Source organism: Ensifer sesbaniae, assembly GCF_013283665.1.
Lineage (GTDB): Bacteria > Pseudomonadota > Alphaproteobacteria > Rhizobiales > Rhizobiaceae > Ensifer > Ensifer sesbaniae.
In genome coordinates this window covers 396,300-422,374 of sequence record NZ_JABEKU010000001.1, presented here as the reverse complement: position 1 = coordinate 422,374, position 26,075 = coordinate 396,300, and the positions used below count along the sequence as shown (strand labels likewise).

At 63.9% G+C, this 26,075-nt stretch carries 29 protein-coding genes; 16 read left to right on the top strand and 13 right to left on the bottom strand.

The genetic code is table 11. The features are described 5' to 3' along the window. Window positions 1-37: 37 nt before the first annotated feature. A complete protein-coding gene (gene mbfA, locus BHMPCIPO_RS01990) occupies window positions 38-1,021 on the bottom strand; it encodes an iron exporter MbfA (RefSeq protein ID WP_173515218.1) in 984 nt (327 codons plus the stop codon). 166 nt (window positions 1,022-1,187) lie between these two features. Here mbfA and BHMPCIPO_RS01985 point away from each other — a divergent pair, with 166 nt between their 5' ends. After that, on the top strand, window positions 1,188-2,024 hold the full coding sequence (locus BHMPCIPO_RS01985) for a C40 family peptidase (protein ID WP_173515217.1): 837 nt from the start codon (window positions 1,188-1,190) through the stop codon (window positions 2,022-2,024). 28 nt (window positions 2,025-2,052) lie between these two features. Here BHMPCIPO_RS01985 and BHMPCIPO_RS01980 read toward each other — a convergent pair whose 3' ends face one another. Together BHMPCIPO_RS01980 and efp are read right to left on the bottom strand one after the other, a co-directional pair. Continuing rightward, window positions 2,053-3,294: an SAM-dependent methyltransferase gene (locus BHMPCIPO_RS01980; protein WP_173515216.1), complete on the bottom strand. Its 1,242-nt coding sequence runs from the start codon at window positions 3,292-3,294 to the stop codon at window positions 2,053-2,055. A 166-nt stretch (window positions 3,295-3,460) separates the two neighbouring features. Continuing rightward, on the bottom strand, window positions 3,461-4,030 hold the full coding sequence (efp, locus tag BHMPCIPO_RS01975) for an elongation factor P (protein ID WP_173515215.1): 570 nt from the start codon (window positions 4,028-4,030) through the stop codon (window positions 3,461-3,463). 160 nt (window positions 4,031-4,190) lie between these two features. On the opposite strand from efp, the gene epmA reads away from it, so the two are divergent. From epmA to BHMPCIPO_RS01945, 6 genes are all read left to right on the top strand, one after another. Continuing rightward, entirely contained in the window at window positions 4,191-5,243 is a 1,053-nt protein-coding gene (gene epmA / locus BHMPCIPO_RS01970) for an EF-P lysine aminoacylase EpmA (RefSeq protein ID WP_173515214.1), read from the top strand. Then, window positions 5,240-6,292, top strand: coding sequence for a lysine-2,3-aminomutase-like protein (locus tag BHMPCIPO_RS01965; protein ID WP_173515213.1), 1,053 nt, complete (start codon window positions 5,240-5,242; stop codon window positions 6,290-6,292). Before epmA ends, BHMPCIPO_RS01965 begins: the two co-directional genes overlap by 4 nt. 166 nt (window positions 6,293-6,458) lie before the next feature. Then, window positions 6,459-6,890: a carboxymuconolactone decarboxylase family protein gene (locus BHMPCIPO_RS01960; RefSeq protein ID WP_173515212.1), complete on the top strand. Its 432-nt coding sequence runs from the start codon at window positions 6,459-6,461 to the stop codon at window positions 6,888-6,890. Between the two features lies 1 nt (window position 6,891). Further along, window positions 6,892-7,785: an RNA polymerase sigma factor SigJ gene (gene sigJ, locus BHMPCIPO_RS01955; RefSeq protein ID WP_173515211.1), complete on the top strand. Its 894-nt coding sequence runs from the start codon at window positions 6,892-6,894 to the stop codon at window positions 7,783-7,785. A gap of 88 nt (window positions 7,786-7,873) precedes the next feature. Next, on the top strand, window positions 7,874-9,301 hold the full coding sequence (locus tag BHMPCIPO_RS01950; RefSeq protein ID WP_173515210.1) for an MFS transporter: 1,428 nt from the start codon (window positions 7,874-7,876) through the stop codon (window positions 9,299-9,301). Window positions 9,302-9,399: 98 nt separating this feature from the next. Further along, window positions 9,400-10,224, top strand: coding sequence for a class I SAM-dependent methyltransferase (locus BHMPCIPO_RS01945; protein WP_173515209.1), 825 nt, complete (start codon window positions 9,400-9,402; stop codon window positions 10,222-10,224). 56 nt (window positions 10,225-10,280) lie between these two features. On the opposite strand, the gene BHMPCIPO_RS01940 is transcribed toward BHMPCIPO_RS01945, so the two are convergent. Next, window positions 10,281-10,943: a YiaD family glycine zipper/OmpA-like lipoprotein gene (locus BHMPCIPO_RS01940; RefSeq protein WP_173515208.1), complete on the bottom strand. Its 663-nt coding sequence runs from the start codon at window positions 10,941-10,943 to the stop codon at window positions 10,281-10,283. Window positions 10,944-11,189: 246 nt separating this feature from the next. On the opposite strand from BHMPCIPO_RS01940, the gene BHMPCIPO_RS01935 reads away from it, so the two are divergent. Next, the gene (locus tag BHMPCIPO_RS01935) at window positions 11,190-11,828 is read left to right on the top strand and encodes an exopolysaccharide biosynthesis protein (RefSeq protein ID WP_173515207.1); all 639 of its coding nucleotides are present in this window, start codon (window positions 11,190-11,192) and stop codon (window positions 11,826-11,828) included. A 64-nt stretch (window positions 11,829-11,892) separates the two neighbouring features. On the opposite strand, the gene BHMPCIPO_RS01930 is transcribed toward BHMPCIPO_RS01935, so the two are convergent. The 3 genes from BHMPCIPO_RS01930 to BHMPCIPO_RS01920 all read right to left on the bottom strand — a co-directional run bounded on the left by BHMPCIPO_RS01930 (window position 11,893) and on the right by BHMPCIPO_RS01920 (window position 13,471). Further along, entirely contained in the window at window positions 11,893-12,246 is a 354-nt protein-coding gene (locus BHMPCIPO_RS01930) for an antibiotic biosynthesis monooxygenase (RefSeq protein WP_173515206.1), read from the bottom strand. Window positions 12,247-12,356: 110 nt separating this feature from the next. Continuing rightward, entirely contained in the window at window positions 12,357-12,890 is a 534-nt protein-coding gene (locus BHMPCIPO_RS01925; RefSeq protein ID WP_173515205.1) for a GNAT family N-acetyltransferase, read from the bottom strand. 2 nt (window positions 12,891-12,892) lie between these two features. Continuing rightward, entirely contained in the window at window positions 12,893-13,471 is a 579-nt protein-coding gene (locus BHMPCIPO_RS01920; RefSeq protein WP_173515204.1) for a helix-turn-helix domain-containing protein, read from the bottom strand. Window positions 13,472-13,689: 218 nt separating this feature from the next. Here BHMPCIPO_RS01920 and BHMPCIPO_RS01915 point away from each other — a divergent pair, with 218 nt between their 5' ends. After that, window positions 13,690-14,931 carry an MFS transporter gene (locus BHMPCIPO_RS01915; RefSeq protein WP_173515203.1) on the top strand — a complete coding sequence of 414 codons (1,242 nt, stop codon included), beginning with the start codon at window positions 13,690-13,692 and terminating at the stop codon, window positions 14,929-14,931. Between the two features lie 70 nt (window positions 14,932-15,001). Further along, window positions 15,002-16,828 (top strand): translation elongation factor 4, encoded by a 1,827-nt coding sequence (gene lepA / locus BHMPCIPO_RS01910; protein WP_376741612.1) that lies wholly within the window; start codon window positions 15,002-15,004, stop codon window positions 16,826-16,828. Window positions 16,829-16,938: 110 nt separating this feature from the next. Here the strand turns inward: lepA and BHMPCIPO_RS01905 are convergent, their stop codons facing one another. The 4 genes from BHMPCIPO_RS01905 to BHMPCIPO_RS01890 all read right to left on the bottom strand — a co-directional run bounded on the left by BHMPCIPO_RS01905 (window position 16,939) and on the right by BHMPCIPO_RS01890 (window position 19,348). Next, window positions 16,939-17,442, bottom strand: a complete 504-nt coding sequence (locus BHMPCIPO_RS01905; protein WP_246304236.1) for a GNAT family N-acetyltransferase — start codon at window positions 17,440-17,442, stop codon at window positions 16,939-16,941. 102 nt (window positions 17,443-17,544) lie between these two features. Then, window positions 17,545-18,120: a sugar O-acetyltransferase gene (locus BHMPCIPO_RS01900; protein ID WP_173515201.1), complete on the bottom strand. Its 576-nt coding sequence runs from the start codon at window positions 18,118-18,120 to the stop codon at window positions 17,545-17,547. Beyond that, window positions 18,117-18,596: a GFA family protein gene (locus tag BHMPCIPO_RS01895; RefSeq protein WP_173515200.1), complete on the bottom strand. Its 480-nt coding sequence runs from the start codon at window positions 18,594-18,596 to the stop codon at window positions 18,117-18,119. The genes BHMPCIPO_RS01900 and BHMPCIPO_RS01895 overlap by 4 nt, the downstream gene beginning before the upstream one ends. Beyond that, complete coding sequence (locus tag BHMPCIPO_RS01890) at window positions 18,593-19,348, bottom strand: type 1 glutamine amidotransferase (RefSeq protein ID WP_173515199.1); 756 nt, start codon at window positions 19,346-19,348, stop codon at window positions 18,593-18,595. Before BHMPCIPO_RS01890 ends, BHMPCIPO_RS01895 begins: the two co-directional genes overlap by 4 nt. Window positions 19,349-19,704: 356 nt before the next feature. Here BHMPCIPO_RS01890 and rnk point away from each other — a divergent pair, with 356 nt between their 5' ends. Then, a complete protein-coding gene (rnk, locus tag BHMPCIPO_RS01885; RefSeq protein WP_173515198.1) occupies window positions 19,705-20,118 on the top strand; it encodes a nucleoside diphosphate kinase regulator in 414 nt (137 codons plus the stop codon). A gap of 122 nt (window positions 20,119-20,240) precedes the next feature. Here the strand turns inward: rnk and BHMPCIPO_RS01880 are convergent, their stop codons facing one another. After that, window positions 20,241-20,696, bottom strand: coding sequence for a DoxX family protein (locus BHMPCIPO_RS01880; RefSeq protein WP_173515197.1), 456 nt, complete (start codon window positions 20,694-20,696; stop codon window positions 20,241-20,243). 219 nt (window positions 20,697-20,915) lie between these two features. Here BHMPCIPO_RS01880 and BHMPCIPO_RS01875 point away from each other — a divergent pair, with 219 nt between their 5' ends. Together BHMPCIPO_RS01875 and BHMPCIPO_RS01870 are read left to right on the top strand one after the other, a co-directional pair. Next, the gene (locus BHMPCIPO_RS01875; protein ID WP_173515196.1) at window positions 20,916-21,197 is read left to right on the top strand and encodes an Rdx family protein; all 282 of its coding nucleotides are present in this window, start codon (window positions 20,916-20,918) and stop codon (window positions 21,195-21,197) included. A 68-nt stretch (window positions 21,198-21,265) separates the two neighbouring features. Further along, window positions 21,266-21,625, top strand: coding sequence for a YqaA family protein (locus BHMPCIPO_RS01870; RefSeq protein ID WP_173515195.1), 360 nt, complete (start codon window positions 21,266-21,268; stop codon window positions 21,623-21,625). Window positions 21,626-21,657: 32 nt separating this feature from the next. On the opposite strand, the gene BHMPCIPO_RS01865 is transcribed toward BHMPCIPO_RS01870, so the two are convergent. Then, complete coding sequence (locus BHMPCIPO_RS01865) at window positions 21,658-22,284, bottom strand: ribonuclease D (protein WP_173515194.1); 627 nt, start codon at window positions 22,282-22,284, stop codon at window positions 21,658-21,660. Window positions 22,285-22,392: 108 nt separating this feature from the next. Here BHMPCIPO_RS01865 and BHMPCIPO_RS01860 point away from each other — a divergent pair, with 108 nt between their 5' ends. From BHMPCIPO_RS01860 to BHMPCIPO_RS01850, 3 genes are all read left to right on the top strand, one after another. Continuing rightward, the gene (locus BHMPCIPO_RS01860) at window positions 22,393-22,704 is read left to right on the top strand and encodes a hypothetical protein (protein WP_173515193.1); all 312 of its coding nucleotides are present in this window, start codon (window positions 22,393-22,395) and stop codon (window positions 22,702-22,704) included. Between the two features lie 181 nt (window positions 22,705-22,885). Continuing rightward, a complete protein-coding gene (locus tag BHMPCIPO_RS01855) occupies window positions 22,886-23,914 on the top strand; it encodes a hydroxyacid dehydrogenase (RefSeq protein WP_173515192.1) in 1,029 nt (342 codons plus the stop codon). Between the two features lie 152 nt (window positions 23,915-24,066). After that, window positions 24,067-26,073: an adenylate/guanylate cyclase domain-containing protein gene (locus tag BHMPCIPO_RS01850; RefSeq protein ID WP_173515191.1), complete on the top strand. Its 2,007-nt coding sequence runs from the start codon at window positions 24,067-24,069 to the stop codon at window positions 26,071-26,073. Window positions 26,074-26,075: the final 2 nt, after the last annotated feature.

The window sequence follows — 26,075 nt, the reverse complement described above, 5'->3', positions numbered from 1 at the left end:
GCTCAAACCGGCCCTTTTTCACATCTACCGCTCGCCGTCATGCATTGCCGATCAGAATGCCGGCCGCGAGCACCAGGCCACCGCCGAGCACCACCTGGAATGCCGCCCGCAGGAACGGTGTCTCCATGTAGCGGTTTTGGATGAAGGCGATCGCCCAGAGTTCGAAGAAGACGATCACGGCCGCGGTAACGGTCGCCGTCCAGAAATGCGGGATCAGGTAGGGCAATGCGTGGCCGAGACCGCCCAATGCCGTCATGATGCCGGAAGCGAGGCCGCGCTTGATCGGCGAACCGCGGCCGGAGAGTTTGCCATCGTCGTGGGCGGCCTCGGTAAAGCCCATGGAAATGCCGGCGCCGACGGAGGCTGACAGACCCACCAGGAAGGTCTGCCAGGTGTCCTGCGTCGCGAAGGCGGCGGCAAAGATCGGCGCAAGCGTCGAGACCGAGCCGTCCATCAGGCCGGCGAGGCCGGGTTGAACGTAAGTCAGGATGAACTGACGGCGCGAGGTCTGATCCTCCTCGGCGCGCACATCTTCGGGCGTATGCTCCTCACCAAGCCGGCGTGCCAGCGATTCATGCGACTTCTCGGCAATGGCGAGATCGCCGAGCAGCTTGCGAGTGGCTGCATCCCGGGTTCTCGTCGCGGCCTCGACATAGAAGCGGTGCGCCGCCTCCTCCATCGCTTCGGCTTCCTCGCGCGCCTTTTCGATCGGCATTTCGGCAATCAGCCAATCGGGCTTGCGCTCCGGGAAGTCGCGCACGTGTTCACGCCGGATGAGCGGAATGCGGCTGCCGAACCGCTGCACGTGCAGATCGATCAACCACTGCCTGTGGTGGCTTTCCTCTTCCGCCATCTCCTCGAACACTTTTGCCGAGTGCGGATATTGCCGCCGGAGCGCGTCGGCATAGGCGAGATAGATGCGCCCGTCGTCCTCCTCGGACGAGATTGCGAGCGCCAGGATTTCCTGTTCGCTCAGGGATAGAAAGGGCCGTTTGGATCGGGAGAAGAGACGCGAAAACATTGGAAGAAAACCTTCTTTAGAATAATTCTAAAAATAGAAAGTCGAGACGGCACCGTCAAGGTCAAAGCCATGCAAACATGCGACAATCTCTCGACAGAGTGTCGCGGCTCAGCCACCATGCGGGATTACGACGTCAGTCCCCTCCCTTCCCGGAGCGATCGCCTCGATGAGGACCATCTATCCGCTTTCAGAAAGCAAGGACACCTTGCTGGATCGTCTCGGCGCCAGGCTTGCCGCGCGCCTGCAAGCGCAGACGTCCGGCTACGAGCCCTACACCCCTTCCGATCAGGAAACGCTGGCCCGCACGCTCCGTCCGGGCGACGTTCTCTTGATCGAGGGCAACCAGAAGATTTCGGCCGCGATCAAGTATCTGACGCAATCAACCTGGTCGCATGCCGCGTTCTTTGTCGGCGACCAGATGCCGCTGACGCTCGATCAGGCGACGCTGCCGGTCATCGAGCGGCCGCAGCTCATCGAGGTCAATATCGGCGAGGGCTGCGTTGCGGTACCGCTGCAGAAATACGCCTCGTTCAACACACGCGTGTGCCGGCCGATCGCGTTGACACCGGATGATCGCACGGCGCTCGTCGGCTTCATGATCTCGCGGCTTGGAATGAAATACGACCTGAAGAACATTCTCGACATGCTGCGCTATTTCATGCCGACGCCACCGGTGCCGGTGCGCTGGCGCCGGCGCCTGCTGGCCTTCGGCTCCGGCGATCCGACGCGGGCGATCTGCTCGACGCTGATTGCGGCTGCCTTCGAGCAGATCCGCTATCCGATCCTGCCCGAGATTACCCGGGCGCCCGGACGGGCCGCGGCGACCTCGACCTATTCACGCGAGGAGATCCTGCACATCCGGCACCACTCGCTCTATACGCCGCGCGATTTCGATCTCTCGCCCTTCTTCGCCATCGTGAAGCCGACGCTCGAGTTCGGCTTCGACTACAAGCGGCTGCGCTGGCATGCAGACGAAGAGAGCAATTCCAGGAAAAGTGTGTAGCGGTTTTCCGTCCGGAATTGCGTCCTTTCTAGAGATTAAGGGCGAGCGCCTGTTCGCGGGCCATGAAATCGCGCTGACGATCGGTGATATAGTCGCGCACGATCGGCGCCGCATCGCGCGAGCGCGAGAGTTGCATGTGGAAGACGAGCTGGCTGCCGGTGCGGAACATCATCTCGGCGCTGATCAGGTAGAACTCCCACATGCGGGCGAAGCGCTCGTCGTAGAGGGCGATCACCTTGTCGCGATTCGCCTCGAAGCGCGCGCCCCAATGGGCGAGCGTCGTCGCGTAATGCACCCGCAGGAATTCGAGATCCGTGACCCAGAGGCTGTTGCGCTCGACGACCTCGAAGACCTCCGAAAGCGCCGGCGAATAGGCGCCGGGGAAGATGTATTTCCGAAGCCAGGGGCTCGCCATGCCGGGCGGGCTCATATGACCGATCGAATGCAGCAGCGCGAGGCCGTCGTCCGGCATCAGCGCGTTCAGCTTCTTGAAGAATTCGTCATAGTGATGCACGCCGACATGCTCGAACATGCCGACCGAAACGATACGGTCGAACGGCCCCTGGACATCGCGGTAATCCCTGAGCTCGAAGCGCACCCGGTCCGACAGCCCGGCCGCGCGGGCCCGTTCGGTGGCCAGTGCCTGCTGCTCCTTGGAAAGGGTCACGCCGAGCACCTGCACGTCCGCAAGCTCGGCAAGATACATTGCGAGATCGCCCCAGCCGCAGCCGATATCGAGCACCTTCATGCCGGGTTCGAGGCAGAGCTTGGCGGCGAGCAGCCTCAGCTTGTTGCGCTGCGCCTTCTCGAGCGTCTCGTTGGGTTCGCGGAAATAGGCGCAGGAGTAGAGCATGTTCTCGTCGAGGAACAGCTTGTAGAATTCGTTGCCGAGATCGTAATGATGCGCGACGTTCTGCTGCGCCTTACCCTTGGGATTTGCCTGCTGGCGCTTGCGGAAGCGCATCTTCACCGCGCGCAGGACTTTCTGGATGGGGTAGGAGCCGAGTGAGAGGCGGTTGATCGAGAACAGCGTCAGGAAGTCCCGAAGCGTCGAGCCCTCCTCGAAGCGCATGGTGCCGTTCATATAGGCCTCGCCGGCGGCGAGTTCCGCATTGAAGACGAGGCTGCGATAGAGCTTCCTGTCGGTGAGCCGCATCGTCACTTCGGGCCCGGGTGTGCCGGAAAAGACGTGCCTTTTGCCATCGGCGTCGATCACCGTCAGGCGACCCTTGCGAATGAACGACTTCATCATATGCGACAATGGGAACATGCAGGCCCTCTCGTGACAAACCGTCGTATTGGCAGCGGCCGCATCCTAGCACCCGTTTTTGGAAATGCGCTCCTTAAATTTCTGGTTGCTGATCAAGGCTCCGGAAACGACAACGGGGACGGCCGCTTTCGCTGCCGTCCCCGTCCAAAACAACCTGGCTCAGGCCTCAGTCCTTGGCGCGCTCGACGTAGGAGCCGTCTTCCGTCGCGATGACGACGCGGGTGCCGGCCTGGATATGCGGCGGAACCGAAGTGCGCACGCCGTTCGACAGGACGGCCGGCTTGTAGGAAGACGACGCCGTCTGGCCCTTGACGACCGGTTCGGTCTCGGTGATTTCGAGGATGACGTGACGCGGCAGGTCGATGGCGATGGCAACACCTTCGTGGATCGACAGCATGACGGCCATGCCTTCCTGCAGGTAGGCCTTCTGATCGCCGATGTCCTCGGCGCTCATGACCAGCTGGTCGTAGCTTTCCGGGTTCATGAAGTGGAAGCCTTCGGCATCTTCGTAGAGGAAGGTGTGCTCGCGGTCTTCGACGAAGGCGCGCTCGACCTGCTCGGTCGTGCGGTAGCGCTCGGAGACCTTAACACCGTCGGAAATGCGGCGCATGTCGACCTGGGTAACCGGCGTACCCTTGCCCGGGTGGAAGTTCTGCGCGGTAAGCACGACATAGAGCTTGCCGTCGACGTCGAGAACGTTGCCCTTACGGACAGATGAAGCGATGACCTTGACCATTAGTCTTCCTTGTAACAGAGGTATGCGCGACACGACGGGCCGGAAACACTGGCCCTGAAGGACGCGGAAAGAAGGATTTCGCGCCGCCACTACCCTAATTTCGTGCAAATAGCCAGCCTGAGCCGGCATCTGCGCAAAGAAAGCCTGGACTGAACCGATCATGTCGCATGCCTCACCCTGGTGGACACCCGATGTCCATGCCGACCGGCGCCCGTTTCTTCTCGGCCGCAACCGGATCCAATCGGCATTGCGCCGGTTCTTCGAGACACGCGATTTCATCGAGGTCGACACGGCGACGCTGCAGGTCTCGCCCGGCAACGAGGCGCATCTGCACGCCTTCGCGACAGAGGCGCTCAACCACGACGGCTCCGGCCATCCGCTCTACCTGCACACCTCGCCGGAATTCGCCTGCAAGAAGCTGCTTTCCGCCGGTGAACGGCGCATCGCCTGCTTTGCCCATGTCTACCGCAACCGCGAGCGCGGGCCGCTGCATCACCCCGAGTTCACCATGCTCGAATGGTATCGCGCCGGCGAAAGCTACGAGGCGCTGATGCGCGATTGCGCCGAGATCCTGGCGCTCGTGGCAGAGACCACCGGCACCAGGCAATTCACCTTCCAGGGACATGTCTGCGATCCCTTCGCCACGCCCGAGCGCCTCAGCGTCGCCGATGCCTTCGAGCGTTTCGCCGGCATCGACCTGCTGGCCTCGATCGCCGCCGACGGTGAAACCGACCGCGATCGCCTCGCCTCGGCCATGACGACGGTCGGCCTGCGGGTCGCATCCGATGACACCTGGGCGGATCTCTTCAGCCGCGTGCTCGTGGAAAAGGTCGAGCCGCATCTCGGCTTCGGCCGCGCGACGATCCTCGACGAATACCCGACTGCCGAAGCGGCGCTGGCGCGGCCGGCCGGGCGCGACCGGCGCGTCGCGGAACGTTTCGAGCTCTATGCCTGCGGCGTCGAGCTCGCCAATGCCTTTGGCGAACTGACCGACGCAGCGGAGCAACGCCGGCGCTTCGAGATGGAGATGGCCGAAAAGGCGCGCGTCTATGGCGAGACCTATCCGCTCGACGAGGATTTCCTGGCGGCGCTCGCCATCATGCCGGAAGCGAGCGGCATCGCGCTCGGTTTCGACCGGCTGGTGATGCTCGCAACCGGCGCGTCTCGCATCGACCAGGTGCTCTGGGCACCGGTGGCGGAGACGCAGCCGTGAACGTCCACCGCCCGATCAGGACCGCGCGCGAGCTGGTGGAAGCCGGTCTCGTCGACAGCTCCCGGGAGACCGCCATTGCCGCGGTCGCCGAGCGCTACGCCGTCGCGATTAGCCCTGTCATCGCCGACCTCATCGACCCCAGCGATCCGGCGGACCCGATTGCCCGGCAGTTCGTGCCGGATGCCGCCGAACTGACGCTGCTTCCCGAAGAGCGCGACGATCCGATCGGCGACAAGCCGAATAGTCCGGTCGCCGGCATCGTCCACCGCTATCCGGACCGGGTGCTCTTGAAGGCCGTGCATGTCTGCCCGGTCTATTGCCGCTTCTGCTTCCGCCGCGAGATGGTCGGTCCGCAGGGGCTTGGCACGCTGACGCCGGCCGAACTCGACACGGCGATCGCCTATATCGCAAGCCACGAGGAAATCTGGGAAGTCATCCTCACCGGCGGCGATCCGCTGGTGCTTTCGCCGCGACGGCTAACCGAGCTCATGGAGCGGCTGAAGCCGATCCCGCATGTGAAGGTCGTCCGCTTCCACACGCGCGTGCCGGTGGTCGAGCCGTCGCGTATCGACGCCGACCTGATCGCGGCGTTGAAATCCAGCGGCAAGGCGACCTATGTCGCGCTGCATGCCAACCATCCGCGCGAGTTGACGCAAGAGGCGCGCGCCGCCGCGGCGCGCCTGATCGATGCCGGCGTCGTCATGATCAGCCAGTCGGTGCTCTTGAAGGGCGTCAATGACGATGCGGAGGTACTGGCCGCACTGATGCGCGCCTTCGTCGAAACCCGGATCAAGCCCTATTATCTGCATCATCCGGACCTGGCGCCGGGCACCAGCCATTTCCGCCTGACGATCGAGGAAGGCCAGGCGCTGGTCTCCGCCCTGCGCGGCCGGGTCTCCGGCCTCGGCCAGCCGACCTATATTCTCGACATTCCCGGCGGCCACGGCAAGGCGGTGATCAGCGCCGCGGCGATCGCAGCCGATGGCGGCGGCTGCTACACGATTACCGATTTTCGCGGCGGCGAGCACAGCTACCCGCCGAAAGGCTGACACGCGAGAAATCGCGTCTCGCCAAGCTGTTGAAACTTCATCAAAATATCTGGAACCTACATTTTTTCTTGGTGCCTCCGCAGGAAAATCGCGAAGGCGCGTCACAGGCATCCTGCGTCGATCGTCACATGGTCATAGGCAACACGACAACGACGGAGTTGAGACCATGACCGATACGAAAGCCGTCCGCTACGAACAGGAAATCCCCGATGTGCTCGGCGCGCTCGCCGATGTGCACAAGGCCATGGACCTGCACGGACTCGACCCGACGATTCACAATCTCGTGCAGCTTCGCGCCTCGCAGATCAACCGCTGCGGCTTCTGCGTGAAGATGCATACCAAGGAATCCCGTGCCGAGGGCGAGAGCAGCGAGCGGCTTGACCGCATCATCGTCTGGGACCAGGTCAATGATTTCACACCGCGCGAGAAGGCAGCGCTTGCCTGGACCGAAGCGCTGACGGAACTCGAGCCGCGCACCGATTTCGCATCGCTCCGCGCCGAGCTGCGCCGGCATTTCAGCGAAAAGGAGATCAGCGTCATCACCTCGACTGTGGCGATGATCAACCTTTGGAACCGCATCCAGATTTCGAGGCACTGACATGAACGATCGCCAGCACATGCAGATCTTCGAGGAGGCGCGCCCGCGCCTTCTCGGCCTCGCCTATCGCATCCTCGGCTCACGCGCGGATGCGGAGGATGCGGTGCAGGACACCTTCCTGAAATGGCAGGAGATCGATCGCGCGGCGATCGAAACCCCTGCGGCCTGGCTGACGACCGCCTGCACGCGCCGCTGCCTGGATCTGCTCAAGGGCGCACATCGCAAGCGCGTCGATTATGTCGGTGCGTGGCTGCCCGAACCGATCCATACGGCGAGCGAGGACAACGCCGAAGAGAAGCTGGCGCTGACCTCTTCGCTGACGACGGCGTTCCTGCTGATGCTCGAACGGCTGACGCCGAAGGAGCGCGCCGCCTATCTGCTGCACGAGATTTTCGGCCAGCCCTATGACGAGGTGGCCGAAACCTTGGACATGCGGGAGGCGGCCGCCCGCAAGCTGGTCTCGCGTGCCAAGACGAATATCGGCCTGGAGAAAGCCCGGCACCAGACGCCTCGCGAGCGGCAGGACGCGCTGCTGTCGGCCTTCCACCAGGCGATCCACGGCGGCAACGTGGCCGGGCTTTCAGCCCTTCTTTCAGCCGACGTGAAGCTGACGGCCGACGGCGGCGGCAAGGTGGCGACCGTGCTCGGCGTACTCTCCGGCAAGGAGACGGTGCTCGCCTTCATCATCGATCGGCTCACCGAATACTGGGCGCACTACACCTGGGAAATCGGCGACATCAATGGCGGCCGCGGCATCGTGCTTCGGGACGAAGCGAAAAACGAGATCGCCGCGACGGTCGCCTTCGGCTATGACGGCGACGGAAACGTCGACGACATCTTCATCATGCGCAACCCGGACAAGCTCACGCATTTTGGCGAGGCTGCGCTCCACTGACATAGCGGCACCGCCGAAGCGAACGCGATCTCCCGATACCGGATGGGCCAATACGCGTCCGCTGCGTTGCCCCGCGTGAGGTACTGACATGCTTGAGAAAACACCCGCTCCGCAACAGGAAACCGGCTGGCGCGCGCTGCTGACGGGCGAAAACGCCGTGCACTCGCTCGTGCTCAGCGGCGGCGTCGCGCTGCATGCGCTCAACATCTATGTGGTGACGACGATCATGCCGTCGATCGTGCGCGAGATCGGCGGGCTCGAATATTACGCCTGGAGCACCACCGTCTTCGTCGCCGCCTCCATTCTCGGCGCCGCATTGTCGGCGCGGCTGCTCGGTGTCGTCGGCGCCGGCGGTGCCTATGCAATCGGCGCGCTCGTTTTCGGCTTGGGGACGCTCCTCTGCGCCACGACCCCTTCGATGGCGATGCTGCTTGCCGGCCGTGCGATCCAGGGCTTCGGCGGCGGCCTGCTCTATGCGCTCGCCTACGGCGTGATCCGGCAGGTGTTCCGGCCCGAACTCTGGACCCGCGCCATCGGCCTGATTTCGGCAACCTGGGGAACGGCGACTTTGATCGGACCGGCGATCGGCGGTATGTTTGCCGAGTTCTCCACCTGGCGCATCGCCTTCTGGTCGCTGCTGCCGCTGACGGCACTGCTTGCCGCGCTCGCCTTCTCGACGCTGCCGCGCAAGGCAGCCGCCGAAGAAGGGCGCACGCCGCTTCCACTGCTGCAGCTCCTGCTTCTCGTCGGCATCGTGCTTGCGCTTTCGGTTGCGAGCACGCGCGCCACGGCCCTCGAACAAATCGGCTGCGTCGGAGCCGCGATCTTCCTGTTCCTGAGCCTACTGTTTATCGAGCGCCGGGCGGCGGGCAAGCTTTTGCCTTCCGGCAGCTTCACCCTCACCTCCCCGCTGGCCGCCCTTTATGTTACGATCACGCTGTTGATGGTCGGCCTGCAGCCGGAAATCTATGTGCCGTACCTGCTGCAGGAACTGCATGAGCTGTCGCCGCTGGTGGCTGGCTATATCGCGGCGCTGATGTCGATCGGCTGGACGGCGGGATCGATGACGAGTGCCCACTGGCACGGAGAGCGGGCGAAGCAGACGATCTTTGCCGGTCCGGCCTTCGGTTTCATCGGCCTGACCCTGATTGCCCTGTTCATGCCGATTGCGGGCGCCGAGTTCCTGGTCATCGCGGCACCGCTCTGCATCGGCATCATCGCGGTCGGCTTCGGCATGGGTTTTGCCTGGCCGCATATCGTCACGGCCGTTTATGAGTTCGCGCCAGAGGGTGAAGCGGAGAAGGCATCGAGCTCGATCACCACGGTCCAGCTCTTTGCCGCTGCACTCGGCGCCGCGCTTGCCGGACTGACCGCCAACCTCGCCGGCATCGAGTCGTCGTCGGAGGGCGGCGTGGCACTGGCGACGGCCTGGCTCTTCGGTCTGTTTGCGCTGCTGCCGGCACTGGCTGTGCTGACGGCCAGGCGCGTATGGCGCGCAAGACGAACGACGGCTTAGGCCTTATCGGGTATTGCGGCCTGCCGAAACGACGGCGGGTCGCGAGGCAAGGACTATGGCACCGCTGACGCGTTCGACGGCGCCGTCGGGAGGAGACGATGGAAGCCGAGAGCCTCGGCCTTCATGGCGTGCGCGAAACGCTGCTGATCACGCTCCGGGCGAAGGCTGCGGAGAGCGCGTTTCCCGATTCCCTTCTGCGCGATCGTTTCGCCGCCGAGCTGATGCGACGCCTCGACGGCAAGGCGAAAGCACTCGATGTCGGCCACGACATGACGATCGGCATCGCGGTTCGTGCCTATCTGCTCGACCGATGGACCCGAGCCTTCATCCAACGCCACCCGGATGCGGTCGTGCTCAATCTCGGCTGCGGCCTCGATACACGGATCCTCCGGCTCGATCCGCCTTCCTCCGTCGCCTGGTTCGACGTCGATTTTCCGGATGTGATCGCCTTGCGACAGCAGCTCTTCCCCGATCGCATCGGCTGCACCGCGATCGCCTCATCCATTACCGAGCGGGATTGGATCGACCGCATTCCTGATGACCGGCCGACGATCGTCGTCGCCGAAGGCGTGCTGCCCTATCTTCGCGACCAGGAGGTGCGCGACCTCATGCGACGGCTCGTGACCTGCCTTGCCGGCGGCGAGATCGTCTTCGACGCCTATAGCCATATCGCCATCGAGCTTCTGCGCTTCAATCCATCCTTGCGCGCAACGGGCGCGGAGCTTCGCTGGGGGATCGAGGACGCACGGGCGCTGGAACGCGAGGTGCCCGGGCTGACGCTGCTCGAAGACATCCATGACTACGATGCCGCGCAGATTGCGCGCATGTCGCCGATGGCGCGGATCGCGATCCAGTTCGTGAGCGTGGTCCCCGTGCTGCGCCGCATGGGGCGCCTGCTTCGCTACCGTTTCAAGCAAATATGAAAAGGGCCGCGCCTCGCGGCGCAGCCCCTCGATAACAAACAGTCAGTGTCTGCCGATCAGGCCTTGATCGGAGCGATCGAGATTTCGACACGGCGGTTCTGCGCGCGGCCGGCTTCCGTTGCGTTGGAAGCGATCGGGCGCTCCTTGCCGTAGCCCATGGCCGACATGCGGCGCTGGTCGACGCCCTGGCCTGCCAGATAGTTGGCAACCGAGGCGGCACGGCGCTCGGAAAGACCCTGGTTATAGGAGGCGCTGCCGGTCGAATCGGTATGGCCATCGACGTCGATCATCGTCTTGTTGAACTTGCGCAGCACGATCGCCACCGAGTTCAGCGTGTCGTAGAAGGTCGGGATCACCTGGTCGCGGTCGGTCGCAAACGTGATGTTCGACGGCATGTTGAGGATGATGCGGTCGCCGGCGCGGGTCACGGAGACGCCGGTGCCCTGAAGCTGGGCGCGCAGCTCCGCTTCCTGCTGGTCCATGTAGTTGCCGATCAGGCCGCCGCCGAGACCGCCGATCGCGGCACCGACGAGGGCTGCGTCGCGCCGCCCTGCGGCGCTGCCGCCGACGAGCAGACCGGTCGCTGCACCGAGGCCTGCGCCGATCAGCGCGCCGCCGGCCGTGTTCGACATCTTCTGTTCACCCGTATAGGGATCGGTGGTGGTGCATCCCGAAAGATAGATGGCCGCAACAGCCAGAATGGCGCATTTCTTGATCATGGAATCAGTTGTCCCCATTGGTGCTCGAAAGTGCTTCATACTATCGATTGCGGCAGGAAGATGAAGAGGCGTCCCAATCACGCCATGGTTTAACGGCAAATGCCGTTTCACCGCATTATGGTGTGTCGGTCGGCCACATCATAACCGATCCTTCACATGCCCTTGGTAGGACGGACATCCAGGCGACCAGGGTAAAATGTGCGCGGCTTTCCGCCACCGCCCATTGAAAATGACGAGGCAAGTTTGATGGCAATCGAGTTCGGCGACACGCAACGCAGTCTCAGCGACACGCTCAACGGCATGATTGCCTCTATCCGCGGTGAGACGATCACGCTGCGCGAACTGATGACCGAGATCGGCGAACAGGGCTTCCTGCTGCTTTGTGCGTTGCTAACGCTGCCGTTCCTGCTGCCGGTGTCGATCCCCGGCGTCAGCACCGTCTTCGGCGCCGCCATCATCCTGATCTCCGTGTCGGTCACGCTCAACCGCCTGCCCTGGGTGCCGCAGCGCATTCTCGACCGCAAGATCGAGACCGAGAAGCTGGTGCCGACCCTGCAGAAGGGGGCGAGCATCGTCTCCAAGCTCGACCGCTACGTGCGGCCGCGCCTCGGCTTCCTGACGCAGGGCGCGGTGATGAACCGCTTCAACGGCCTGATGATCATGGCCGGCGGCATTCTCTTGATGTTCCCGCTCGGGCTTATTCCGCTGTCGAACACGCTGCCGGGGATTGCGATCCTCTTACTCTCGCTCGGCATTATCCAGCGCGATGGGCTGATGGTGGCCGGCGGTTATCTCTTCCTGGTCGCAACGACTGTTTACTTCACCGTGCTTGCCTATATGGCCTTTGCCGCCGGCCAGGGCCTGTCGTCGTTCTTCGTTTCCTGACGGCGGACTGCACTTTTCGCCAATCGGCGAACCCGACCCGACCAAGCTGCCGGGCCGGTTCCGTTTAAGCAGCCAGTCCGGCGAAAGCCCTGTAGCTGGCAAAATCGGTGCGGATGCCAAGCGTCTTCATCAGGGCTTCGCGGTCGAGGCCAAGGCTGCGGTCGAACTCACCCAGAGCGGCCGCGACCTTCGGCGCGACATCCGCACTGGCGAACTCGATCATGGTGATGAAATCGAACTGGCCGGGACCGGCGTGCTGCTCCAGGAACAGGTCCTTCACATAGCCATCCTGCTTGCGGATGACCGCAAGCGTCTTGTCGACCAGCTCGACGAACTGCTGCCGCGCCTCGACCGGCACGGTGTATTTGTTGATGCGGTACAGCGGCGCTACGACGGCGGTTTCGGATGCGGTGCTCATTGCTCTTTCCTCTGCTCTCTTTTGAACAAGAGCAGGCGTACGACCTCAAGCATAGTTGAGGTCAATAGGGAGCATCGCTCTTTTCTAGGGTGAGCGGCGCGATCACGCAATCACCCTTGGAGCGCGATCCGCTTGTAGAAGAAGGTCGTGGCGCAAAGGCCGCCTTCGGGCCACATGGCATAATCGGGGATGACACCGACGCGCTCCCAGCCGAGGCGGGGATAGATCGTCTCCGCCTCGCTGCCGGTTGCCGTATCGAGCACCAGCAGCGTCTTGCCACGGGCCGCGGCCTCGCGCTCGGCCGCCTCCATCAGCCGCCGCGCCAGCCCCTTGCCGCGGGCGGCGCGATGGACGAGCAATTTCTTGAGGTCGCCGCGATGCGGCTGATTCGGCATTTGCGCGACACCCACCTGAACGGTGCCGAGAATGCGGCCCGCTTCCTCCGCCACCATCAGCAGCGTTTCGTTCGCGGCGACCGCTTCGACGACGCCACTCCAATAGGCGAGCGCGCTTTCCGGCGGATAGGGTTGCATGAAACCGACAGAAGCGCCCCCCTCGACGCAGTCGGAAAGCACCTCGGCAAGTGCCGGGATGGCGAGGCGGGCCTGGGTTTCATCGAGCAGGCGGATCTGGAAATCGGACATGTTCAAACCTTGGTGCGGCAGAGGATGACGGCATAGTGAGCCGGCTCATCATAGGGGTTGTGGAAGATGTGGCCTGCCCCCAGAGCCATGAACAGGCAGTCGCCTGGCTCGAGCGAGTGGGAGCCGGATTCGGTTGTCAGTTCCAGCCGGCCGGAAAACAGCCAGAGATGCTGGGTGATGCCCCGGTCGGACGGTTGGCGCTCGAACACGACACGGGCGCCCGGCGGAAACTCGACCTCGACGATATCGACGGGCGAGCCGAGACCATCGGGCGAAACCGAGCGGCGCAAATAGCCGGACTCAGGATCACGCCAGAGCCGCTGGTCGACACGTTTCGCAAGCGGCGACGCCTCCTTGGTGTCGAAGGCAAAAAGGGCTGAGAGCGTCGTGCTGAGCGCGCTGCAGAGCTTGGCGAGAAGCTGGGCGGTCGGGCTCGCCTCGCCGCGCTCGATGCGCGAGATCATCGCGCGGCTGACGCCGGAACTGCTGGCAAGCTCGTCGAGCGTCAGGTTCTGTTCGGTGCGCAGCGTGCGGATCCGCTCGCCGATGGCATATTCGAGAGGGTCGGTGACGTTTTCCATTATTTGAGATTGCATTTCTCATATAGTGGAGTCAAGACTGAGAAAGATTAAAATACGGGCATGCGATGCCGCTTTGGCGACAGCACGACAAAGGTCTTTCTGCTATGGTCGCGGTTTCGCGAACGGAAACGAGAAAAGCTTACACTTCAATACTTTAGACGGTTCTCATTGATCACGCCCGTGCGCCCTTCAGGTGCGCCTTCATCGACAGGTTGGACATGACAAAGCAGCCCTCCTCGCTGACCTCGATCGCCAGCATCGTCACCTCGATGACGGCGGTCGCGATCGGCAACGGCATGATGCTCGCCTATGTGCCCTTCGCGCTGACGCGCTCGGACGCGCCGGACTGGGTGCCGGGTGCGGCCGTCACCATGATCGCCTTCGGCGGGCTGATCGGCTGCGTCATCGCCGGGCCGATGATCCGCCGGGTCGGCCATGCCCGCGCCTTTTCCTGCTCGATGGCGCTCGTCATCCTCTCGGCGCTGACGATCGCGCTCGGCGTGCATCCGCTCTTGTGGGTGCTTGCCCGCGGCCTTTACGGCGCATCCGGCAACACCAATTTCATCATCGCCCAGAGCTGGCTCAACCATGCGAGCGAGAACCACTGGCGCGGCAAGGCGATGGCGCTGTTCTACATGGCCTATGTCATCGGGCTCGGTACCGGCGCCTGGCTGTTCGGGCAGATCCCGGCCGACGGCAACCTGCCGCCACTCGTCACCATCTTCTTCACTGCGCTTGCGCTGCTGCCGATCGGGCTGACGCGACTGCCGACGCCGCCGGCGCCCGCCAAGGTCAGCATCGACATCCCGATGGTCTGGCGCAATTCCCCCGTCGCCTTCATCGGCGTGCTGGCCGCCGGCGGCCTGTCGATGGTGGTGCAGGGCTTCACCCCGATCTATGCGGCCGCCAACGACGTCAGCCAGAGCGATGTCGCCAACCTCATGTTCGTGATGCAGTTCGGGCTCATCGCCATCCAGTACCCGATGGGAACGCTGTCCGACCGGATCGACCGACGGCTCGTGTTAATCGGCACCTGCCTGTTGATCCTCGCCGCCGGTTTCTTTGCGCTTTCGGCCTCCTTCGGCAATCTGATCCTGCTGATGCTGGTCTTCGCGCTCTTTGCCGGCGCGGTCGAGACCGTCTATTCGATCGCGAATGCGCACGCCAACGACCGCACGGACCCCGCGGATTTCGTGCCACTTGCCAGCACCATGCTGGTTGCCTGGTCGATCGCCGCGACCGTCGTGCCGATGCTGGTGACGCTGCTGACACCGGTGTTCGGGCAGCGCACCTTCATCTATGCGGCGATGGCCGTTGCCGCCCTCTACGCCCTCTTCGTGCTCATGCGGCTGAGGAAACGCGACGAGGTGCCGGCGGCCGAGCGCGAGAGCTTCGAGATCAGGAGCGCGCAGGTGCCGAATGCCGGCGCGCTCGTCGATGCCGAGGCGGGCGCCGAATAGGCCGATTTATAGTGAACGAAGCCTTCATTTCCCGCTTTGCGGCGGTTGAAGGCGCTGCTATATGCGGCCCATGAGCACAACATCTTCGAAGACGCCCCTTTCGCATATCCGCAACTTCTCGATCGTGGCCCACATCGACCACGGCAAGTCGACGCTTGCCGACCGGCTGATCCAGTCCACCGGCGGCCTCGCCGAGCGGGAAATGTCCGAGCAGGTGCTCGACAGCATGGATATCGAGCGCGAGCGCGGCATCACCATCAAGGCCCAGACGGTGCGCCTGCACTACAAGGCCAATGACGGCGAAACCTATGTGCTGAACCTGATCGACACCCCCGGCCACGTCGACTTCGCCTACGAAGTCTCGCGTTCGCTGTCGGCCTGCGAAGGCTCGCTGCTCGTCGTCGACGCCTCCCAGGGCGTCGAGGCCCAGACGCTCGCCAACGTCTATCAGGCGATCGACAACAACCACGAGCTCGTCACCGTGCTCAACAAGATCGACCTGCCGGCGGCCGAACCCGACCGCATCAAGGAGCAGATCGAGGAAGTGATCGGCATCGACGCCTCCGACGCCGTGCTGATCTCGGCCAAGACCGGCCTCGGCATCCCTGATGTGCTCGAAGCGATCGTCACCAAGCTGCCGGCGCCGAAGAGCGAAGGCGGCGATGCGGCTCCCTTGAAGGCGTTGCTGGTCGATAGCTGGTACGACACCTATCTCGGCGTCATGGTTCTCGTGCGCATCATCGACGGCACGCTCAAGAAGGGCATGACCATCCGCATGATGGGCACCGACGCCAAGTACACGATCGAACGTGTCGGCGTGCTGACGCCGAAGATGGTCAACATGGACGCGCTGGGGCCGGGCGAGATCGGCTTCATCACCGCTTCGATCAAGGAAGTGGCCGATACCCGCGTCGGCGATACCATCACCGAGGACAAGCGCCCGACCGACAAGGCCCTGCCGGGCTTCAAGCCGGCGCAGCCGGTGGTCTTCTGCGGCCTCTTCCCGGTCGACGCCGCCGACTTCGAGGATCTGCGCTCGGCGATGGGCAAGCTGCGCCTCAACGACGCGTCGTTCTCCTTCGAAATGGAATCGTCGGCAGCGCTCGGCTTCGGCTTCCGCTGCGGCTTCCTCGGCCTCCTGCACCTCGAAATCATCCAGGAGCGCCTGGAGCGCGAGTTCGACCTCGACCTGATCGCAACCGCGCCTTCGGTCGTCTACAAGCTGTTCATGACCGACGGCACGGAGCGCGAGCTGCACAACCCGGCCGACATGCCCGATGTCGTCAAGATCGCCGAGATCCACGAGCCGTGGATCCGCGCGACGATCCTGACGCCCGACGACTATCTCGGCGGCATCCTCAAGCTCTGCCAGGACCGCCGCGGCATCCAGATCGAGCTGACCTATGTCGGCACCCGCGCGATGCTGACCTACGACCTGCCGCTCAACGAAGTCGTGTTCGACTTCTACGACCGGCTGAAGTCGATCTCCAAGGGCTATGCCTCGTTCGACTACCAGATCACCGAGCACAAGGAAGGCAACCTCGTGAAGATGTCGATCCTCGTCAACGGCGAGCCGGTCGACGCGCTGTCGATGATGGTGCATCGGATGGCGGCCGAAAAGCGCGGCCGCGAAATGTGCGAGAAGCTCAAGGAGCTGATCCCGAAGCACATGTTCAAGATCCCGATCCAGGCGGCGATCGGCGGCAACGTCATCGCCCGCGAAACCATCTCGGCCCTGCGCAAGGACGTGACGGCCAAGTGCTACGGCGGCGACGCCACCCGCAAGCGCAAGCTCTTGGAAAAGCAGAAGGCCGGCAAGAAGCGCATGCGCCAGTTCGGCAAGGTGGAGATCCCGCAGGAAGCCTTCATCGCCGCGCTGAAGATGGGCGACGAGTAAAGAGCGCGTTGCACGGCAATAGCCCTCGGGTCGGCTTGCGACTGGATCCTCGGGTCAAGCCCGAGGATGACCGTGGGCGGTTTGGCCCGCCCAGCGACAGATCTCACCCCTCAAAGCAGATACCGCTTCGAGATCCGATCCACCAAGCGCCCATCGTTCAGCGGCACGGCCTTGTCGACCTTGTAGTCGACGAAGCCCATCTTGCCGTAATAGGTGAGGCCGCCCAGGTTGTCGGCGCGGATGGTGGCGTTGAGCGCCTTGAGGCCGATCGAGCGGGCGTGGTCGCAAGTGGCCTTGAAGAGCGCGGTGCCGGCGCCGGGCACCTTGTTGCCGGGGCGGGAGAAGGTGCCGATGTCGGCCCAGTCCTCGGGTATTCCGTCCCAGCGATCCAGCGCCTGGAAGGCGCAAGGTTCACCATTCTCGTCCTCGGCGACGAAGCAGCTCACAAAGCCGGGGCCGGCGAGATAGTGGGCAACGAAGCTTTCGGGCGTGAACGGCGTCTGGTGGGCGGTGGTGCCGCCGATCCGGATGATCTCGTTCAGGAAGGCGCAGAGTGCCGGTGCGTCGTCGGGTCGCGCCGGGCGTACATGGATCGTCTTCATCTCATTCGTCATCGAAAATTGTCCTCCTGAAATCGCCCGGATCATTTCATCCGTCCGCTGGAACGATGAGGCTGATCCGGCCCTTGCAATCACGCAGTTCCGGACGGAGCCGGTTCACGCCTCTCCCGATATAGGGGCGCTGGGCAGCGGGCGCGCCGGGTTGCCGACGACGATCGCGCCGGCGGGCACGTCCTTCGTCACCACCGAACCCGCGCCGACGATCGCGCCGTCGCCGATTGTGACCCCACCGAGAATGATCGCGCCGCCGCCGATCCAGACATCCGAGCCGATCGTCACAGGGCGAGCGACTTCGAGGCCCTGCCCCCGGAGCGCGGCATCCTTGTGGTGTTCGGCGCAATAGATCTGCACGCTTGGCCCGAGCATCGTCCCCTCGCCGATCGTCACCCGACCGCTATCGAGGATGGTGCAGCCGGCGTTGAGATAGACGCGGGCGCCGAGATGGATGTTGATGCCGTAGGAACAATGGAACGGCGCCTCGATGAAGACGTCATCGGCGACCGCACCGAACAGCGCGCGCAAGGCAGGCGCCATGCTTCCACGCTCCGCCGGCGGCATGGTGTTGTGCTGGTGGACCGCTTCACGCGCCGTGAGGCGAAGCGCGTCGAGTTCGTCGTCGAGGCACGAGTACCACTCGCCAGCGGCCATCTTGTCGCGTTCGCTGGCGGTCACGCCTTTGCCTTTGCTTCCGCCGCCTCGCGTCGTGCCAGGCTTTCGGCCGGCCACATGGTCTTCATGTCGTAATAGACCTCGAAGGCCGGGGCGCCGCCCTCGAGCGACAGCCACTTCACCTTGGAGCGAGTGAAAATGTGCGCATCCGGCGGGAAGTCCGAGGGCCGATCGAGGCTGGCAATGCGAAGGAAGGAGAGCCAGCCGCGCCGGCCGTAGTCGCTCCAGAGCGCCGTCTGGCATTCGGCGCAACGATAGACGTCGTGCGGGCGACCGCTGTCGGTGGGGAGCGTGACGACAACGGGCTCGCCCTCGGTGAGCTCGATGTTTTCGCGCTCGATGACGCCGTTGACGACGAAGGCACTGCCGACCTGGCGCTGGCAATCGCTACAGTGACAGCAGTTGACGAACATCGGCGCGGCCTTCAGCCGATAGCGGATCTTGCCGCAGAAGCAGCCGCCGTTCAGTGTTCCACTCATCCGTCTACCTCCTCCAGAACGGGATCCTTATTCATCCCGACGCCCTCCCGGCGACCGATCGTCGCCACCCAGGCGCGCGCCAGCGCCAGGCCGGCAGCATCGGCCGCTCGGCCATGGCGGGCAGCGTGCTCGCGATAGCGGGCAAGCCAGGTGGGGTCGAGCCGGTTGATCGTATCCGGGAAGGCACGGTTCCAATCCTCGACCAGGTGCGTGTCCGCCTCGAAATGGAATTGAGTGCCATAGGCGGCGCGGCCGATGCGGAAGGCCTGATGGGTGGTGACAGCGTTTTCGGCGAGGTGCACAGCGCCATCAGGCAACGAGAAGGTATCGCCGTGCCATTGGAAGATCGGGAAGCTCTGGCCGACGCTGGAGAGCACCGGGTCCTCGGCGCCTTCGGCGCGCACCTGGACCTGGCACCAGCCGAACTCCCTGGCGGCGCCCAGCAGATTTTCGGCGCCATAGGCCCGCGCGAGAAGCTGGCTTCCGAGGCAGATGCCAAGCACGGAGCGGCCGCTGTCGCCGAAAGCGCGCATCAGCGCGGCCAGGTCAGGCAGATAGGGATAGGCAGCATCATCGAGCGCGCTCTGCTCGCCACCGAGCACGACGAGCGCATCATAACCCTCGGGCGTTGCAGGAATGGTATCGCCAAGATAGGCGCGATGGATCTCGATCTGCGCCTTGACCTCGCGAAGCGCCGTGCCGACCTGGCCGAGCTCGGTCTTCGCCATGTTTTCAACCACCAAAACCCGCATCGTCACCTTCCCTTCGCCGTCGCGAACCGAGATTGATCACGAGCGCGGCCGCTGTTCAAGAGGCGCGATGATCCGCACCCCGCGCTTTGCCGCGCCCCGGTACGGGTCTTGACTTCCTGGTCAAACTTTCCGACCCTTGCGGCATCATGATGTCGACGACTTCTTCCTATCACTGCTTCCGGGTGTGCCCGATCGCAGGAACCTGACCCCGGCCCGGATGTTTGCGCTCTCCGGGTGAGGGGAGCCTTTCGCGTCGACAGAAGAAATTTCAGACGCGGCTGAACAGCGCCGAATTCCCAGAAATTCGATTCCGAGCGCGCCCGCAGGCGCCACGGCCGAACACGGCAGGTCACATCATGGCGGCATCCCGCAAGAAACTTCCCTCCATCATCATCAATGCCGAGGACCACAAGCGGCTGACGGCATTGGCCTCATCGGCGCTCGATCGCGTGCCCGACGTGGCCGAATCGCTTCTCTGCGAGCTCGACCGCGCTCGCATCGGCGCGCCGGGCGCGCTGCCGGCTGACAGCGTGCAGATGGGTTCCAGCGTTGCCTTTGACGCCGACAACGGCTTTGCCAAGCAGGTGACGCTCGTCTATCCCGGCGAGGCCGATATCGAGGCCGGACGCATCTCGGTGCTGACGCCTGTTGGAGCGGCTTTGATCGGCCTTTCCGTCGGCCAGTCGATCGACTGGCAGGACCGGTCCGGGAAGGTGCATCGCATGACCATCCGCAGCGTGACGCCCCAAGCAATTCCAGGAAAGGTGTGAAACGGTTTTCTGTCCGGAATTGCGTATTCTCTGAAGGTCGACCGCCATTACATGCCGCCAAACGAAAAACGGGGAGGCCGGCTTTCGCCACCTCCCCGTTTCCCCGTTCATCGTGCGATCGATCAGAACTGCTTGCCGAGCCTGGCGTCGACCGACTGGCCGTTGGCGCCGCGGATGGCGAAGAAGAACAGGATCGCCGCCCAGAGGATCGACTTCTCGGCACCGAACAGGCCCTCGCCCTGCACGACGCCGTGGAAATAGACGGTGACGAGCAGAACGATCATGCCGGCGAAAGCCGCCGGGCGCGTCAGCAGGCCGATCGCAACCAGGATGCCGCCGAAGAATTCGGTGGCGGCGAGAAGCGGCGACCAGAAGACGCCGGGATAGAAACCCAGGCCTTCGACCATGCCGATCGCGCCGAAGGGATCCGTGATCTTGCCGAAGCCATGGACGGCCAGCAGGGCACCGGCGAGTACGCGCAGCAACGTCTCGGCAAAGCCATCGAGCGGCAGATAGATCTTTTCCAGCGCCGGCAAGATGGCGCGCGGGCGGGAACTGGAAACGGTGACGTCGGTCATGAAGGGCCTCTCCGGCGGTTGGGGTGCGACAATTTGTGCAATGCCGCATCTCTCTCCGCGCCGCCCGCTCAAAGCAAGCTACCTGCCGATAAAACATTGACTAAACTGGTTGACAATTGTGTGAGCGCGGCGTGAGCAGCTACGGTAAGCGCGACGCAGTTGTTTCCGCCAGACGCCGCCGGTATGGTCGCCGCTCCGAGACATGTCCGAGACCAAGCCATGGACCAGAAGCCGCGCATCACCATCCTCTATTGCACCCAGTGCAACTGGCTCCTGCGCGCCGGCTGGATGGCGCAGGAATTGCTGCAGACGTTCGGACAATCGCTTGGCGAAGTGGCGCTCATTCCCGGTACCGGCGGAAATTTCGAAATCCGGGTCGATGACGCGCTCGTCTGGGAGCGCAAGCGCGATGGCGGCTTTCCCGGCCCCAAGGAACTGAAGCAGCGTATCCGCGATATCATCGAGCCGGAGCGCGATCTCGGCCATACGGACAGGAGCTGATCCTGGATTTCGGAATTCTCGCCGGCGTCTTTTCCGCTGCGTTCCTGTCGGCGACGCTGCTCTTCGGCATGTCCGAGGCTGCGGTCGTTGCCGCGGCCTTGCACAGAGAGACGGGTCGATCCGCCCTCTTCGTCGCGGCGACGCTCGGCAACGTGCTCGGCGCCGTCGTCAATTTCGCGCTGGGGCGTTTTCTCATCCGCTTCGAAGGGCGGCGCTGGTTTCCGGTTTCGGCGGCCGGCCGGCAAAAGGCCGAGGCGCTCTTTGCCCGCTACGGCCAGCCCGTGCTGCTGCTCTCCTGGCTTCCCGTCATCGGCGACCCGTTGACGCTGGTTGCCGGCCTGTTGCGCATGCCGCTGCCGCTGTTCCTGCTGTTCGTCTCGATCGGCAAGGCGGCGCGCTATGCCGTTATCCTGTATCTGACGCCCTGACGCCATGCCGCCACAGCGCTGCGGTCGCCGGCCTAGCTGTGCGCGAAGATATCCGTCTCGTCCCAGCCCAGCAGGTCGAGCTTGGATCGCGTCGGCAGGAAGGCAAAGCAGGCGTCGGCGAGCTCCAGCCGGCCGTCTCGGATGAGGCGCGCTGTCAGCTTGTCGCGCAGCGCATGCAGGTGCAGCACATCGGAAGCCGCATATTCGAGCTGCGCCGGCGACAGGATATCCGCCGCCCAATCGGACGACTGCTGCTGCTTGGAGATGTCGACGTCGAGCATCTCCTTGAGATTGTCCTTGAGGCCATGGCGATCGGTGTAGGTCCGGGTCAGCCGCGAGGCGATCTTGGTGCAGAAGACCGGCGTCGTCGTCACCCCGAAGGTGTGGAACAGCACGGCGATATCGAAGCGACCGAAATGGAAGATCTTCTGGCGGGCCGGATCGGCAAGCATGGCGACGAGGTTCGGCGCTTGCGTCTGCCCGGCGGCGATACGGATCACGTCGGCCGTGCCGTCGCCCGGCGAAAGCTGCACGACACAGAGACGGTCACGGCGGGGGATGAGGCCGAGCGTTTCAGTGTCGATGGCGATCGCGCCCGTATAGCGCGCAGCATCAACCGCGGAAATGTCGCCTTCATGGACCCGTATTGCATTCACCATCGAAAATCCCCAGATCAAACGAAATGGTGTCGCCTATAGCGCAAGTTTGGCGCCGGCGATACCGTTACCGTGTGCCGCCAGCCGGTCGCCCGTTCGAAAGCCCTGACAATGACGTCTTTTCGCTCTGCTCTCACCCTTTCGGCCCTTGCGCTGACTTTGGGGTTCTCCGCCGTCCCGGCACCGGCACAGACCTACCGGGATCTGCCCGGCGTGCGCCAGATGGACCCGCTGAACGGCGGCGGCAACCACATTGTATGTGAGCAGACCTTCGTCGACCGCAATTATCCGTTCGAATCGACGGCTCGCGGCCGCCCCGTCTACGACACGATCTACAATTGCCGCCGCGGTGATGGACCGGTCTTCCAGGGCAGCGATCTGCCGCCGTCGCTCTATCGGCAGAAACGCGGCCTCGGCTACTAAGGCGATCCGTCATCGGCCGCCACCCGCTCGTATGCTCCGCGACCCGACGGCCGCGGCTGCCTCCGCCGACGGCGCCGCGCATCCTACCAGACGCGCAATGGTCGCTCTAGCACTTTGAATTGCTGCGTGTTTTCATCCTTCAATCAGTTACGATCAAAGGAAACATGCAGTGGGAGGAACCATGTCCGATACGAAGCCGCTCGCCATCAGCGCACCCGCTCCGCGCACGCTCGACCTGATCTTCACGCCGGAGGCGTTGAAGGATCTCAATCGGCGCTACCGGATCGTCGAAGCCGATCCGGACGACATCGCCGGGCTCGGCGACGCTGTCTTGTCTGAAGCGCGTTACATCATCGGCCAGCCGCCGCTCGATCACGCCACGCTGCAGCGCATGGGCCAGCTCCGGGCGATCCTCAACGTCGAAAGCAACCTGATCAACAACATGCCCTACGAGGTGCTGTTCGAACGCGGCATCCACGTGGTGACCACCGGCCAGGTGTTTGCCGAGCCTGTCGCCGAACTCGGCCTCGCCATGGCGCTCAACATCGCCCGCGGCATCGTCGACGCCGACCTTGCCTTCCGCGAGGGCCGCGAACTCTGGCGTGGCGACGGCAACCGCTCGGCGCGGCTTCTCTCCGGCGCCGACATCGGCATCATCGGCTTCGGCGACCTCGGCAAGGCGCTGAACCGCGTGCTCTCCGGCTTTCGCGCCAGGATCCGCGTCTTCGACCCCTGGATGCCGGCTTCGATCCTTAGGGACAACGGCGTCGAGCCGGCATCGCTCGATACGGTCCTCGGCGACAGCGACTTCGTCTTCGTCGTCGCCGCGGTCACCAGCGAGAACGAAGGCTTCCTCGGTGAGAAGGCCTTTGCCCGTATGCGGCCGGGTGCCGCCTTCATCCTGCTCAGCCGCGCCGGCGTCGTCGACTTCGACGCACTGATGGCCGCCGTCGCACGCGGCCATATCGTGGCGGCCAGCGACGTCTTTCCGGAAGAGCCCCTGCCGCTCGACCATCCGGTCCGGCGCCTGCCGGGCTTCCTGCGTTCGGCCCATCGCGCCGGCGCGCTCGACAGCGCCTTCAAGAAGATGGGCGACATGGTGCTCGAGGACATGGACCTGATGGACCGCAACCTGCCGCCGATGCGCTGCAAGCGGGCCGAGCGGGAAACCGTCGCCCGCATGCGTTCGAAACCTGTCACGGTGAACTGAACCACCGATTTTTCGCAGTGCCTGCCGGCGGGGCGTGCATCCCGCCGATTAACGTGTTTTATGGGATTGGCATTTAACTTTCCTTGCACACACGACCGCCCTTGCACGTTAAGGTGGTCGCCGATTGATCGGTACGGAAGCAGAGATTCACAATGGCAGACACGGCTCCCGGCACTCGGCAAAGCAGAAAGCACGATGGCTGGAACAGTTCGCTGCGGTCGCTGTTCAGCCTGGTCATGGTTGCGATGCTGATCGTCGTCTCCGCCACGCTCGTCGGGCTCGATTATCATCGCTCACGCAACGCCGCCATCGCCGACGCCGAAGCCAACATGCGGGGCTTCATGGGCCGCCTCGTCGACCGGCTGGGGGTTCTCTCGGGTGACACGACCGCCCTCGTCAATCTCGTTTCCTCGGTCGCCAACTCCTTCCTGGTACCACCGCCGGAACGAATGAACGACAAGGTCGCGGTCCTGCGCGAAGGCATCACCCGCTCGCCGCACATCGACGGGGTCTATGTCGGCTATCCCAACGGCGCCTTCTTCCACGTGGTCGACCTCAAGCAGATCGCCTGGCGCATGGCGCTCGACGCGCCGCGGGGTGCCGCCATTGCCGTGCGCTCGATGGAAAAGGATGCAAGCGGCACGTCCCTCCAGCGCGTGCTCTTCCTCGACAAGGACGGCATGCAATTCTCCGAACGGCAATTGCCGCCCACCGGCTTCGATCCGCGGACCCGTCCGTGGTACCGCGCCGCGGTCAACGGAACGGCCGCGGTTTCGACAGGCCCCTACGAAAGCGCCACGACCGAAACGCCCGGGATGACGATCTCGCAGGCACATCGCGGCAATCCGAAGATCGTCATCGGCGCCGATGTCGTACTCGACACGATCACCGATTTCCTCGCCCGCGAACGGCTGACCGCCGGCTCGGTTTCCTTCATCCTCGATTCCGTCGGGCGTCCGATCATCCATTCGGACCGCGTAATGATGCGACGCATCATGGCGGCGAAGGACAAGGACGCGCCGATCGTACAGGCCGAGAGCGACCCGCTGATCCAGAGCATTCGCCTCAAGCCGCCGGCGCCCGGCAAGGCCGATTTCGTCGAGGTCGGAGACCGAACCTATCTGGTCATGGTGACGCCGCTCGAATCCGCACTGCTTCTCTCCGGCAACCGTGCCGTGGTGGCGGCACCGCTCGACGAGTTGATGGCCGAGGCCAACCAGACGCTCGTGCAAGGTCTCGCGATTTCCGGCTCGGTCGTCGCGCTCGCGGTTCTCGCCTCGCTGGTGCTCGCGCATTTGATCACCAAGGGGCTCAACCAACTGACCGCCAGCGCCAACCGGCTGCAGGATCTCGACTTCACGACGCCCATCGACGTCTCGTCGCATGTCAGCGAAATCTCCACGCTTGGCGGCGCCATGAACCGGGCGCGCGACGCGATCTTCACCTTCGCGCTCTACGTGCCCAAGGAACTGGTGCGCAAAGGCATCGAATCGGGCCAGTTCAGCGGCCGCTCCGCCTGGCGCCAGGAGGTGACGGCACTCTTCACCGACATCTATGACTTCACCACGCTCAGCGAAAAATATCCGCCGGAAGAGGTCGTGGCGATGCTGTCGGAGTATTTCGACATCTTCAGCGAGACGGTGGGAGAGCACGAGGGAACGATCATCCAGTTCCTCGGCGATTCGGTGTTCGCCATGTGGAACGCGCCGGCCCCTGACGAAAAGCACGCCGAACATGCCTGTCGGTGCGCGCTGGCGGTCGAGGAGCGCCTCAGCGCCTTCAACGAAACCCAGCGCAAGAAGGGGCTGCCGGAGTTTCGCACCCGTTTCGGCATCCACACTGGCACCGCCGTCGTCGGCAATGTCGGCGCCAAGGAGCGGCTACAATATACGGCGATGGGCGACACGGTGAACGTTGCCTCCCGCCTTGAGGGCATGAACAAGAACTACGATACGACGATCATGGCGAGTGGCGCCGTCGTCGCCCAGGCCGGCACCGCGATCCGCTTCCGGCCGCTGGGCTCGGCACAGGCGAAGGGTCGCGCCTCCGCGCTGGAGATCTATGAGGTGCTCGGCGCCGAACCGGAAGAAATGGCACCCGTGGGCACTCCGCCGATCAGCCCGGAAGAGGCCGAGGGCGGTTCTCGCGAAAGCACGTAACG